The organism is Erythrobacter ramosus, assembly GCF_009828055.1.
Taxonomy (GTDB): domain Bacteria; phylum Pseudomonadota; class Alphaproteobacteria; order Sphingomonadales; family Sphingomonadaceae; genus Erythrobacter; species Erythrobacter ramosus.
The window spans coordinates 1060677-1072504 of sequence record NZ_WTYB01000001.1; the positions used below are offsets into that span (position 1 = coordinate 1060677).

Annotated in this window: 11 protein-coding genes; 6 read left to right on the forward strand and 5 right to left on the reverse strand. The window is 65.6% G+C overall.

All coding sequences use genetic code 11. The annotated features are described in order from the left end of the window. Nucleotides 1-195: 195 nt before the first annotated feature. The 4 genes from hppD to bchJ all read left to right on the forward strand — a co-directional run bounded on the left by hppD (nucleotide 196) and on the right by bchJ (nucleotide 4425). Complete coding sequence (hppD, locus tag GRI59_RS05350) at nucleotides 196-1311, forward strand: 4-hydroxyphenylpyruvate dioxygenase (RefSeq protein WP_160760117.1); 1116 nt, start codon at nucleotides 196-198, stop codon at nucleotides 1309-1311. Further along, nucleotides 1308-1868 carry a VOC family protein gene (locus GRI59_RS05355; protein ID WP_160760118.1) on the forward strand — a complete coding sequence of 187 codons (561 nt, stop codon included), beginning with the start codon at nucleotides 1308-1310 and terminating at the stop codon, nucleotides 1866-1868. Before hppD ends, GRI59_RS05355 begins: the two co-directional genes overlap by 4 nt. A 345-nt stretch (nucleotides 1869-2213) precedes the next feature. Then, nucleotides 2214-3827, forward strand: a complete 1614-nt coding sequence (gene bchE / locus GRI59_RS05360) for a magnesium-protoporphyrin IX monomethyl ester anaerobic oxidative cyclase (protein WP_160760119.1) — start codon at nucleotides 2214-2216, stop codon at nucleotides 3825-3827. After that, nucleotides 3817-4425 (forward strand): bacteriochlorophyll 4-vinyl reductase, encoded by a 609-nt coding sequence (gene bchJ, locus GRI59_RS05365; RefSeq protein WP_160760120.1) that lies wholly within the window; start codon nucleotides 3817-3819, stop codon nucleotides 4423-4425. The genes bchE and bchJ overlap by 11 nt, the downstream gene beginning before the upstream one ends. A gap of 4 nt (nucleotides 4426-4429) precedes the next feature. Here the strand turns inward: bchJ and GRI59_RS05370 are convergent, their stop codons facing one another. The 4 genes from GRI59_RS05370 to GRI59_RS05385 are packed head-to-tail and all read right to left on the reverse strand — an operon-like array spanning nucleotide 4430 to nucleotide 6881. Continuing rightward, complete coding sequence (locus GRI59_RS05370; protein WP_160760121.1) at nucleotides 4430-5383, reverse strand: hypothetical protein; 954 nt, start codon at nucleotides 5381-5383, stop codon at nucleotides 4430-4432. 53 nt (nucleotides 5384-5436) lie between these two features. Continuing rightward, nucleotides 5437-5763, reverse strand: coding sequence for a hypothetical protein (locus GRI59_RS05375; protein ID WP_160760122.1), 327 nt, complete (start codon nucleotides 5761-5763; stop codon nucleotides 5437-5439). After that, nucleotides 5756-5971, reverse strand: coding sequence for a type II toxin-antitoxin system antitoxin (locus GRI59_RS05380; protein ID WP_160760123.1), 216 nt, complete (start codon nucleotides 5969-5971; stop codon nucleotides 5756-5758). The genes GRI59_RS05375 and GRI59_RS05380 overlap by 8 nt, the downstream gene beginning before the upstream one ends. Nucleotides 5972-5978: 7 nt before the next feature. Continuing rightward, nucleotides 5979-6881, reverse strand: a complete 903-nt coding sequence (locus GRI59_RS05385; RefSeq protein WP_160760124.1) for an SPFH domain-containing protein — start codon at nucleotides 6879-6881, stop codon at nucleotides 5979-5981. A 163-nt stretch (nucleotides 6882-7044) separates the two neighbouring features. Between GRI59_RS05385 and GRI59_RS05390 the strand changes: the two genes are divergently transcribed. Continuing rightward, complete coding sequence (locus GRI59_RS05390) at nucleotides 7045-9036, forward strand: TIR domain-containing protein (protein WP_160760125.1); 1992 nt, start codon at nucleotides 7045-7047, stop codon at nucleotides 9034-9036. A 46-nt stretch (nucleotides 9037-9082) separates the two neighbouring features. Further along, the gene (locus tag GRI59_RS05395; RefSeq protein ID WP_160760126.1) at nucleotides 9083-9328 is read left to right on the forward strand and encodes a hypothetical protein; all 246 of its coding nucleotides are present in this window, start codon (nucleotides 9083-9085) and stop codon (nucleotides 9326-9328) included. A 56-nt stretch (nucleotides 9329-9384) separates the two neighbouring features. Here the strand turns inward: GRI59_RS05395 and GRI59_RS05400 are convergent, their stop codons facing one another. Beyond that, the gene (locus GRI59_RS05400) at nucleotides 9385-11694 is read right to left on the reverse strand and encodes a trypsin-like serine protease (RefSeq protein ID WP_160760127.1); all 2310 of its coding nucleotides are present in this window, start codon (nucleotides 11692-11694) and stop codon (nucleotides 9385-9387) included. Between the last annotated feature and the right edge of the window lie 134 nt (nucleotides 11695-11828).

Consider the following 11828-nt stretch of genomic DNA (forward strand, 5'->3'; position numbering starts at 1 on the left):
TGCTGCGCAACAGCTGCGCTTCCGAAGGGCCGTTCTGCCTTCGAATGCCGCGCCCGGAAAAGAAAGTGCGGTGCTTCGACAAGCTCAGCACGAACGGAAATGGGGAACAGCCTCCATTGTCTCCAGCTTGCGCGAATCGGCGCTTTGGGGTAGATGGTTTCAATTGAAACTATATCGCCAGCGGGGACTGAACCGATGAACGCACCGACCAAAGACCTGTTCGACAATCCCGCCGGGCTCGACGGGTTCGAATTCGTCGAGTTCTGCGCGCCCGAGAAGGGCGTGCTCGAACCGGTGTTCGAAGCGATGGGCTTCACCCGTGTCGCGCAGCACCGCAGCAAGGACGTGCACCTGTGGCGGCAGGGCGGCATCAACCTGATCGCCAATTACGAACCGCGCAGCGCCGCCTGGTACTTCGCGCGTGAGCATGGGGCCTCGGCCTGCGGGATGGCGTTCCGGGTGCGCGATGCGGCGAAGGCCTATGCCCACCTGCTGGAAAAGGGCGCAGAGCCGGTCGCCAATGATCCCGGCCCGATGGAACTGCGCATCCCCGCAATCCGCGGCATCGGCGGAGCGATCCTCTATCTGGTCGATCGTTATGCCGGCGCACAGAGCGGCAAGAGCCTCACCATCTACGACATTGATTTCGAATACCTGCCCGGCGTCGATCCCTATCCCGAAGGCGCGGGCTTCCACACCATCGATCACCTCACCCACAACGTCTACACCGGGCGGATGAAGTACTGGGCCGACTATTACGAGACCCTGTTCAACTTCCGCGAAATCCGCTTCTTCGACATCAAGGGCGAATACACCGGGCTGACATCGAAGGCGCTGACCGCGCCCGACGGCAAGATCCGCATTCCGCTCAACGAAGAGGGCGAGGGCGGCAAGGGCCAGATCGACGAGTTCCTCAAAGCCTTCAACGGCGAGGGCATCCAGCACATCGCGCTGATCTGCGACGATCTGCTGGCGTGCTGGGACCGCCTGCAAAAGCTCGGCGTACCCTTCATGACCGCGCCGCCCGCCGCCTATTACGAAATGCTCGAAGGCCGCCTGCCCGGCCACGGCGAGGATGTCGATGCGCTGAAGATGCGCGGCATTCTGCTCGACGGCACGACGGAGGGTGGCTCGCCTCGCCTGCTGCTGCAAATCTTCGCGCAGGCGCAGGTCGGCCCGGTGTTCTTCGAATTCATCCAGCGCAAGGGCGACGACGGCTTCGGTGAGGGCAACTTCAAGGCGTTGTTCGAAAGCATGGAGCGCGACCAGATCATTCGCGGCGTGCTCAACGTCGAGGAGCCGGCGCAATGACCCACCCCGTTGCCCTGTCAGGCATCCACCACGCAGCCTACCGCTGCAAGGACGCGGCCGAGACCGTGGAGTGGTACGCCCGCGTGCTGGGCATGACCTACACCACCGCGTTCGCCGAGGATCATGTGCCCTCGACGGGGGAATATGATCCCTACATGCACATCTTCCTCGATGCGGGGAACGGCAACATCCTCGCCTTCTTCGAGCTGCCCAATCAGCCGGAGATGGGCAAGGATCCGAACACGCCCGCATGGGTGCAGCACCTCGCGCTGAAGGTGCCTTCGGAGGAGGCGCTGCTTGCCGCCAAGGCCCATATCGAGGCGCAAGGCATCGACGTGCTCGGCCCGACGCATCACGGCATCTTCAAGTCGATCTACTTCTTCGATCCCAACGGCCACCGGGTGGAACTGGCCGCCGATATCGGCACGGCGGAGCAATATGCCGAACTCGCCCGCGTCGCGCCGGTGATGCTGGAAGAATGGTCGCAGACCAAGCAGGCACCGCGCCATGCCGACTGGCTGCATGAACTGGCGCGCGCGGAACACGCGGCGAAATAACTTCAGGCGCCGCGCTCTGAAGGGTTTTACGTAGAGACGCAGAGGAGGCAGAGGCGCGGAGAAGTTTACGCGGCGAAGCCGCGGGTTTGTTCACGCAAAGACGCGAAGATGTTGCGCGAGGCCGCGACCGGGCGCTGCGCTCTTCGCGCCTTCGCGTGAAACATTCGGAAGGCCGCTGCGCGGCGGGCGGAACCCCTCTGCGTCTCACCTTGCTTCTCTGCGTCTCTGCGTGAAACCTCCGCAGCTTTGCTGCGTAACCTTCCCTGTCCGACATTTGATCCACCGCAAAGCGCGCCCGCGCCGGTTCCCTCACTTTGGGCCATCCAAAGAGGGGGGAATCGGCCCATGCGTATTCTGTTCGTACATCCCAATTATCGCTCCGGCGGGGCCGAGATCGCCGGGACTTGGCCGCCTGCCTGGGTGCCCTATCTCACCGGACCGCTGCGCCGCGCAGGCTTTGACGACATCCACTTTATCGACGCGATGACCGAGGGCGTCTCGGACGAGGAACTCGCCGAACGCATGGCTGCATTGCAGCCCGATGTGGTCGGAACCACCGCGATCACGCCTTCGATCTACGCTGCTGAACGCGTGCTGGAAGTCGCCGCGCTCACCGTGCCAAACGCGGTGCGGGTGCTGGGCGGGATCCATGCGACCTTCATGTACGGACAGGTGCTCGCCGAAGCGCCGCATATTGATGTGATCGTGCGCGGCGAGGGCGAGGAGATCGCGGTCGAGCTGTTCACCGCGATCAGCGAAGGCCGCTGGATTGCGGACCGCCGCAACATCCGCGGTCTTGCCTATCGCGACGGCGACAAGGTGATCGCCACCGAAGCCGCCGATACGATCAAGGACATGGCCTCGATCAAGCCCGATTGGGACATCCTCGACTGGGATCAATACAAATACATCCCGCTCGGCACCCGCGTCGCCATCCCCAACCTCGCGCGCGGTTGCCCGTTCACCTGCTCGTTCTGCTCGCAATGGAAGTTCTGGCGCGATTACCGCGTGCGCGATCCCAAGGACGTGGTCGACGAGATTCAGGCGCTCCACGAAAAGCACGGCGTCGGCTTCTTCATCCTCGCCGACGAGGAACCCACCATCAACCGCAAGACCTTCATCAAGTTCTGTCAGGAACTGATTGATCGCGGCCTGCCGGACAAGGTGAAGTGGGGCATTAACACCCGCGTCACCGATATCTACCGCGACAAGGAACTGCTGCCTTTCTACCGCAAGGCCGGCCTCGTCCACGTGAGCCTCGGCACCGAAGCGGCAGCGCAGATGAAGCTCGACCGGTTCAACAAGGAAACCAAGGTCGAGGAGAACAAGGAAGCGATCCGGCTGCTGCGTGCCGCCGACATCTTTGTCGAAGCGCAGTTCATCGTCGGGCTTGATAACGAAACGCCCGAGACACTGGAGGAAACCTTCCAGATGGCGTGGGATTGGCAGCCTGATCTTGCCAACTGGGCGATGTATACGCCGTGGCCCTACACCCCGCTGTTCGAGACGCTGAAGGACCAGGTCGAGGTTCACGATTTCAGCAAGTACAATTTCGTCACCCCGATCATGAAGCCTTCCGCGATGGAGCGGGGCGAGTTGCTCAACGGGGTGATGAAGAATTACCGCCGGTTCTATATGCGCAAGGCGCTGTTCAATTATCCGTGGCGCGGCACCGGCTTCCGGCGGCGCTATCTGCTGGGGTGCCTTTATGCCTTCCTGCGGGCGGGCTTCAAGCGCACCTTCTATGATCTCGGCAAGGCGGGATATTGGGGGCCGCAGACCGCCAAGAAGGTGGAATTCCACTTCGACGAAAGCCGCCTTGCCGCTGCCGATGCCGCGACCGATTGGGTGACCAATGCCGACAAGGCCGCACAGGCGCAGGAACGCCGCGATGCAGTGCGCGCGCAGATGAAACAGCGGGGTGAGAGCCGCAAGCGGGATCGGATCGATGTCGAATAGGGCGCGGCTCCACGCCCGGCGTAAACCCGGCGCCTTGATCGGGCCGAATGCGGTGCTGCAAGCGGTGGCGGTGATGGAGGAGCGGCTGGGGGTTGCCGAAACCGCCGCCATCCTCGCCGACGCGCAGATCGAGCGGCTGCCCACGGGCGAGCACATGATCCCCGAGGTCGAGGCGCTGCGCCTCCACCGCTGGCTGGCGATGCACGATCCGATGGGGGCGCTGGTCATCGCCGAGGAGTCAGGGGCGCGCACCGCCGATTACATCATCGCCAACCGCATCCCACGCGCAGCCGCATGGCTGCTGAGGCACCTGCCTGCCCGCTTCGCGGCTCCGCTGCTGATGGGGGCGATCCGCAAGCACGCCTGGACCTTCATCGGCGCAGGGGTATTCACCACCGAGGGCGCATGGCGCTTTGCCATTGACCGTTCCGCCGCGGACGATTCCATCCCGCCGCCCGACAGTCTGTTCCTGTGGTACGCAGCGGTCTTCACTCGGCTGTATCGCGTCTTGGTAGCGCCCGACTGCACATGCCGGATGGCCGAGCCCGAACAGGACTTCCCCCCGCGCCGCGCCTACTCCATCCGCCGGGCCGCTTGAGCCGCTATTCGGGCGCTGGGCCGCAGCTCAGACGGATTTCGCTCTGCGCCAGATCATAGGTGATCTGCGAGCAATGCGCGATCTGGTCGCGGCCGATGCGAGTGAGGAGGTCCGGCCTGCCCCGTCCCTTGCGGCGGCTGACGAGGATCTGGCCCTTGTCGAAGCGCGGGTCATTCTCGCCGATCTCGCCGACCCGTTTGGGATCGCCATAGTCCTCCACCCGCACCGCGAAGCGATCGACCACCAGATCGCCCAGCATAATCGGCTCGGCGATGCGCATCATCCGGGTTGGGCGCTCGACCGCGAAATTCATGATCGCTGTCCCGTCCGATCCGGGCTCGAACCCGCCGTCCTGATGGGTGGCGATGAAGTTGGCGGTGGGCGCGGTGATGAGGTTTTCGGCCCGCTTAAGCGCGAAGATCATCATCAGCTTCTTCGTGCCGACCACCACTTCAGTACCGAGCCGCGCCTCGGCCTCGCTCCCGCTGCGCTTCATGGGGAAGCGCTGGACGGTTTCCCCCTCCACCGGCGGGGCCAGCACAAAGGTCACGCGGGCATAGGGCAGGTGGTGGACGCCGATCGTGCCGTCCGCCTTGCGAGAGGCGAAGCGTTCGGCCCAGCTGATTGTCTTGGCGAGCGGGCCGCCGCCGAAATCGACCAGCTGCACCGCGTTCACTCCTTCGACCACCACCGAACCAAAGCGCCAACCGCGACGCGATTCGGCAACCAGTTGCAGCCGTGCGGCGACTTCACTGTTGATCACCGGCGGCCCGAAGCTGTCGGCATCAACCTCAAGCCGCAGCGGCGTGCCGTTGACCATGACGGTGATGATGTTGTCGCCTTCCAGCACCAGCTCGTCCGGCGGTGGGACTTGGGGCGCGGCCGCCGGAACGGGCACAGGCTCCTGCGCGGCAACGGCAATGGCCGGGCTCGCAAGCAGGAGCGGCAGCAATGACATAATCAGGGGGTGAGCGACCATTTGCAAGCAACGCTGCTGGCTGGACAGCGTTCCTACCGCCCGCCGCGCCGCTGCTTGCGTTCGGCCTCGCGCTGCTGACGGAGCAGCTTCTCGACATCGATCACCTCGGCCCGGGCCTTCATCCAGCGGATGCTCGCAAAGCTCCAGACCAGCGTTGCCGCGAGATAGAGCGCCAGTGCGGCCCAGAATTCCGGGCGACCTTCGAGGCTTTCCCCATAGATGGCAAAGGCAATGGTCGGGACTGCGAAGACGGCCATCCACACGCCGAACTGTGTCCACCCGGCTCTCCCGCGCGGCATGATGGTGAAATTCCACCGCCCGCGCCGGTACATCACGAAGGGCTTGTCCTGTTCACGCATCGCTATCTCCTTCAGTTGCAGTGCCCGGCGGCCTTCCGCGCCGCGGCGCCTCGCTGCGCGCCACTTTCACCCCGCGCCGGCCCAGCGCCTCGCGCAGCAGCACCTCGATCTCGGCGTTCACGCTGCGCAGCTCGGCATCGGCGAGCCGCTGGACCGCATCGTGCAGCGCCGGATCGAGGCGCAGGGGGAAGGCTTTCTTGGCGGGCATGGCAGGGTCAGTAGAGGCTGCCTGCGTTCACCACCGGCTGCGTATCCCGCTCGCCGCACAAGACCACCATCAGGTTCGACACCATCGCCGCCTTGCGTTCATCATCAAGGTCCACCACGCCCCGCTCACTCAGCTGGGCGAGCGCCATCTCGACCATCGTCACCGCGCCTTCGACCAGCTTCTTGCGCGCAGAGATCACCGCTTCAGCCTGCTGACGGCGCAGCATCGCGCCCGCGATTTCTGGGGCATAGGCCAGGTGGGTGAGGCCGCATTCGTCGACCGTGATCCCGGCAACCGCCAACCGCTCGATCAGCGCGGCGCGCAATTCCACGCCGACTTCCTCGTGATTGCCGCGCAGGGTGATCTCAAGGTGCTCGATATCGTCATAGGGGTAGCGCGAGCCGATCGACCGCACGGCCGCTTCGATCTGAGCGGTGACGAATTCGCGGTAATCATCGACGTCATACAGCGCCTGCGCGGTGTCGGTCACGCGCCACACGACTTGCGCTGCCATCTCGATCGGGTTGCCGCGTGCGTCGTTGACCTTGATGGTCTGCGAAATGACGTTGTTGGCGCGTACCGCGATCTTGCTGCGGGTCAGCCAAGGGAGCACCCAGCGCAGGCCTTCGTTGCGGTCGGTGCCCTTGTAGGCGCCGAACAGCTGGATCGCCGCGGCTTCATTGGGGTTGATCATGTAGAAGCCGGTGAGGATCAGCAGGCCGATGACGCCGGTGATGATCGCCCCGATCATCCGCAGCCCGTCAACCTGCTCCGGGGCCACGGCGCTGATGAACAGCAACACCGCCGCAGCGACCAGCACCAGGCTGACCAGCAACATGACATAGCCGCTCTGGGTCAGGGCCGCGAATTCGCGGCTCCGATTGAGCGCGTAGGGTTCAGCAGAGGACATGACGAATCTCCAAGAGCGATTTAATTACGATATCATATTTATATCATGGATTGGGGCCGTCAAGCGGATTTGGGGCGCGCTTTGCCATCATCACTTGGCGGGACCCCCTGTTTGGCTGTAGCAAGGCGTTCTGGGCATTTACGGATCGGGGAGGGAAGCGGCAGTGGAAAGCGGCGACGACATTCCGGCTCCGCCGCGCCCCGTGCTGTTCGTCAGCTATTCGCGCACAGACCTCGCCCATGCCCGCCCGGTGATCGACCTGCTCGAACAGGCCGGATTCGACGCCTGGTGGGACGGGCGGCTGGAGGGCGGGGAGAATTATCTCCAGACCACCGAACAGACGCTTGAGACATCGGCCTGCGTGGTGGTGCTGTGGTCGGCAACCTCGGTGAATTCGCATTGGGTGCGGGACGAGGCGCAGCGCGGACGCGAGCGGGGATGCCTTGTTCCGCTGACGATTGACGGGACGATGGCGCCGCTCGGCTTCCGGCAGTTCCAACTGCTCGATATCAGCGGCTGGGACGGGTCGCCCGAAAGCCCCGAGGCGGCGCGCATTCTGGTGGCGGTTCGGGCCAAGGCCAATGTCGCCTCACCCGCGCCCGCGCCTGCCCCGGTTCTGGCTCCGCCCGTCAATTCCCGGCCTGCGCCAGCCCCGCCCCCGGCGGGCGGATTGGCGCTCTCGCGGCGGACGCTGATAATCGGCGGCGCGGCGGCGGCGGGGGGTGCCGGGCTGCTCGGCGCATGGCAATTCGGGTTGTTCGGCTCACCCGCTTCGGCTGCGATTTCGATGGTGGTTCTGCCCTTCGGCAACGAGACCGGCGATCCGGACAAGAAGTATTTCTCTGACGGGCTGTCACGCGAACTGCGTGCTGTGCTTGCCCGAAATCCAAGGCTCAAGGTGGCCGCCCCCGCCTCATCCAACGCGATCGAGGGGGAGGATGACTTTGCCATCGGCCGCAAGCTGGGGGTGAGCAATATCCTGCGCGGCGGCGTTCAGCGCGATACGGATCGGGTGCGGGTCTCGACCGAACTGGTCGCGATCGAAGACGGTGAGGTGCTCTGGGCCAAATCCTTTGACAGCGCGCTGGAAGATGTCTTCGCAGTGCAATCGGAAATCGCCGAAGCGGTGGCCGTCTCGCTGGTCGCCGAGATTGCGTCGGACGCCGAGGCCAAGCAGTCGCTCGCCGCGCAAAGCGAGATTGGCGGAACGCAAATCGTCGAGGCCTATGAGGCATTCCTACGCGGCATGGCGCTGTATGATCTGGGCGCAGGCGGGGATTCCACCCGCAGCGGGCTTGCCCAGTTCGACGCCGCCATCGCCGCCGACCCCGATTACGCAGCCGCCCATGCGATGCGCGCGACGATGTTACTGAACCTCGCGGTCGAAAGTAACAATGCGGGCGAGACGCGGCGGCTGTTTGCCGAAGCGATCACCGCCGCCAAGCGGGCTATCGCGCTGGAGAAGCGGCTGGCGCAGGGGCACCTCGCGCTCGGCTTTGCGCTCAACAATGGGCAGCTCAATCGTGCCGCGGCCTTGCCATCCTACCAGATCGCCGAGCGGCTTGGAGCGGGCGATGGCGACCTGTTGCGGCAGGTAGCGACCTTCTATTCCTATGGCGCCGAACACCAACGCGCCGGGCAGATCATTGAGACTGCGCTGGAGCTTGATCCGCTCAACGCCCGCGCGTTCCGGTCGGCGGGTTTCGTCGCCTTGCTGGCGCATGATTATCCCAAGGTCATCAGCCGGATGGAGCGCGCGCTGGAGCTGAACCCGACCCTCGCCAGTGTCTATTACGCGATGGCGGTCGCGCGGCTGATGCAGGGCGATGCGGCAGGCGCTTTGGCGCTGGCGGGCAAGGAACGCACGCCAATTTTTCGCCTTACTGCCACCGCCGTCGCCGCCGCCAGACTGGGCGATGCGGCGGGATCGGCCAAGGCCTTCGATCAGACCCTCGCCGATTATGGCGATGCCGCGCTCTACCAGCAGGCGCAGATCAAGGCGCAGCAGGGCGACAAGGCGGCGGCGCTGGGGCTGCTGGGCCGCGCGATTTCCGAGGGCGATCCGGGCTTGCTCTGGGCTCCGAATGACCCGCTGCTCGATCCCTTGCGCGGCGAACCCGCGTTCAAGGATTTGCTAATCCGCCTTGGGTCATGATAGTTTCCTGCCCAGCCCACATGGGGGCGGCAAGAGGGGAAATTGTATGAAGAAAATCATGACTGTAGCGGCGTTGGCCGCAGGCGCGCTGGCGCTGTCGGCGTGCGGCGCCAAGAAGGAAGAAGCTCCGGCGGCTGAGCCGACTGCCGAGGAAATGATGGCTCCGGCCACCGAAACCCCGGCAGCTGACGATGCGGCGGCGGCTGCCGAAGGGCTCGACCCGACCGGCAACCCGATTGGCCCGGGCGCCCCCGCAGAGGCAGCCGGCGAAGCGGAGACCGCAGCCGAGTAATTGAAAGGTGTCCCCTTGCGCGAATGTTTCCCGTGAAACAGCGCGCAAGGGCGACCCTAACGCCGGCCGGCGGGCGGCAGGACCCTATTAAGCCAGAGCTGCACCTGCGGATGGGCAATCCGGGTGAAGCGGCTTGGCACGCTGGTCCGCCCGCACTTGACCCCGGCGCTCACCACACCCAGCAAAGTCGGCACGCCGCCCGCGTCGCCATAGGTGATCAGCGGCCCGCCGCTGTCGCCAAAGCACGCTTGTTCGCCGCGCGCCCCGGCAGCGCAGAGCACCGCGTCGCGACGCTTGTCGCGGAAGCTGGTGAGGCGGGTGCAGCTGTCCAGATCGCGCAATTCCAGCCGCGCGCCGCGCAATTCTTCGGGCGGGGCGCCGCCTTCCAGCGCGGTGCGGCCCCAACCATAGGTATAGACCGGCATCCGCGCCCGGATCGTGCGGGCGGTGATGGGCTGCGGGTCGAGCCGGATGCGCGCGATCGGATAGACCTGCCCGCCCAGTTTCTCGCCCTTGGGATCATATTGCACCAGCGCGACATCGAAAGCGAAGGTCGATGGCTGGAAGTCTGGGTGCGGGATCACGCGCAGGATGCGGTAGGTGTAACCGTCATCCGCGAGCGGATTGTAGAGCCCGAGGCGGATGCGATGCCCGCCGGTCAGCACCGGCACCCCGCCCTCATCGGTCAGGCAATGCGCTGCGGTCAGCACCCAGCCGGTGCGGATCACCGCCCCGCCGCATAGTACCCGTTGGGCCGGGGTCAGGCGCTTGCGGCCCAGTTTCTCGGGCCGCCACAGCAGCGCCTGCCACGGCGCGTCGCCGATGTTGACCGCAAAGCCATCGATCACCGCCGCCACCTGCACGCAGATGGTATCGGTGTAGATCACGCCGCGAAATTCGACCGTGGTGGTGGTGCAAGCGCGCGCGTTCTCTTCAGCTTCCTTGCGTTGGCGTTCCTCTTCGGAAATTCGTCTTTGCTCGGCGATTTCCTCTGGGCTGAATTCAGGCGGAGACAGGTCGCCGCCCGCCACCAGTAGCGGCGCGCCGGGATCGGTGCGGATCGCCTTGCGAAGGCCCGCGCAGCCGCTCGAATAGTCCGCGTCGCACAGGACTTCGTACAGGGCGAGCGCGCGCGTCTGGTCGCCCGGCAGGATCGCGCCGGACCACAGCGCGTCGGCGAGGTTCACGCAGGCGCTGTTCGATCCCGCCGCGCAGGCTGCGGTGTAGAGCCCATCGATCCGCGCCGGATCGGCGGCGGTCCTGGCTTCGTCGCTGCCATTGGTGGCCTGATCGAGCGCCAGATTGCCCGCGGTCTCGCACAGGTTCTGCGCCTCCTCCGCAGTCCCGGCGGTCAGGCACGCCGCGCTGAGCAGTTCGATCCCGTGCGGCAGATCCTCGAGTGGGCCGCCTTGCCGGGTGTATTGCTTGCCGATTGCGATGCAGGCGGTGCGTTCGCCAAGGTCGCAGGCCGCGCGCTGGGCAGGCTCGTCGCGCACGGCCTTGGCGTCTTCGCAATGATACTGCCCGAGTTCGCAGGCGCGGGCATAGAAGGCGACTCCGGCGCTGCGTGCCTCCGGCCCAATGCCATTGCGCAAGGCCCGTTTGCCGATCTCGGCGCAGACCCATGCGTCGCCCGCCCGGCACCCGAGTGATTGGTATTCGCGGGCGCGCGGCCCGAAGCGGCCCTCGGCGCCGATCCAATGCCGCGTGGCATCGCTGCAATCCCGGCTCTCGCCCGCACGGCATTGCCGGTCGAGCAGGGCGAGGCCCTCGGCCTGTTCTTCGGCGCTGCGATCACTGCGCATGAGTTCGGCGGCGAGGGTAGAGCAGCTCGGCGCGCTCCCGCCCGCGCAGGTCGCGCGGCGCAGGGCCAGCGCGGCGTCGGGGTCGGAGACGCCGGTGACGCCCGCTTCCAGATCATTTGCCTGCGCATCGCAGCCGGAAGCTGAACCCAGCTCGCAGGCGCGTACGAACAGCGGCGCGGTTTGGCCCCAGTCGCGGCGGTCATCGGCAACGCGCAGCAGCTTGCCCAGCCGGTAGCAGCCTTCCGCCGCCTCGCCCTCGCACGCCTGACGGTAGAGCAATTCCGCCACGGGGCGGTTCTGCGGACGGCCCTTGCCGGTCTCGAAAGCGGTGCCAAGTGCGGTGCAGCCGGTCAGGTCTCCGGCATCGCAAGCGGCGGCGAAACTGTCAGCCACTTGGGCTTCGCGGGTGAGGGTTTCGGGCGACTTGCCGGTATAGGCGCGTTCGAACCCGGTGGGCGGATAGAGGCGCGGGATCGGCGCATCTTGGGCTGCGACGGGTGAGGCCGCTGCAAGCAATCCGGTCAATATCGCGCCCCACAGCGCCGCGAGAGATTTGCGCATCGAAAAGCTCCCCCAAGCTTTCGCAAATACTGCGCTTTTCCCGAAGGATCGTCAAACCTTCCGTATCGGCGCTTGTAAGCGGGCAGGGCGTGCGATTAAGCACGTTGCCAAGCCTGCGGCTGCGCGCGGGCGGG

Excerpts from the sequence above, each read along its gene's own strand:
- GRI59_RS05375 (WP_160760122.1), bottom strand. The coding sequence starts at position 5,763 with ATGCGTGAACAGGACAAGCCCTTCGTGATGTACCGGCGCGGGCGGTGG.
- bchE (WP_160760119.1), top strand. The coding sequence starts at position 2,214 with ATGCGTATTCTGTTCGTACATCCCAATTATCGCTCCGGCGGGGCCGAG.
- hppD (WP_160760117.1), top strand. The coding sequence starts at position 196 with ATGAACGCACCGACCAAAGACCTGTTCGACAATCCCGCCGGGCTCGAC.
- bchJ (WP_160760120.1), top strand. The coding sequence starts at position 3,817 with ATGTCGAATAGGGCGCGGCTCCACGCCCGGCGTAAACCCGGCGCCTTG.
- GRI59_RS05355 (WP_160760118.1), top strand. The coding sequence starts at position 1,308 with ATGACCCACCCCGTTGCCCTGTCAGGCATCCACCACGCAGCCTACCGC.
- GRI59_RS05385 (WP_160760124.1), bottom strand. The coding sequence starts at position 6,881 with ATGTCCTCTGCTGAACCCTACGCGCTCAATCGGAGCCGCGAATTCGCG.
- GRI59_RS05400 (WP_160760127.1), bottom strand. The coding sequence starts at position 11,694 with ATGCGCAAATCTCTCGCGGCGCTGTGGGGCGCGATATTGACCGGATTG.
- GRI59_RS05370 (WP_160760121.1), bottom strand. The coding sequence starts at position 5,383 with ATGTCATTGCTGCCGCTCCTGCTTGCGAGCCCGGCCATTGCCGTTGCC.
- GRI59_RS05380 (WP_160760123.1), bottom strand. The coding sequence starts at position 5,971 with ATGCCCGCCAAGAAAGCCTTCCCCCTGCGCCTCGATCCGGCGCTGCAC.
- GRI59_RS05395 (WP_160760126.1), top strand. The coding sequence starts at position 9,083 with ATGAAGAAAATCATGACTGTAGCGGCGTTGGCCGCAGGCGCGCTGGCG.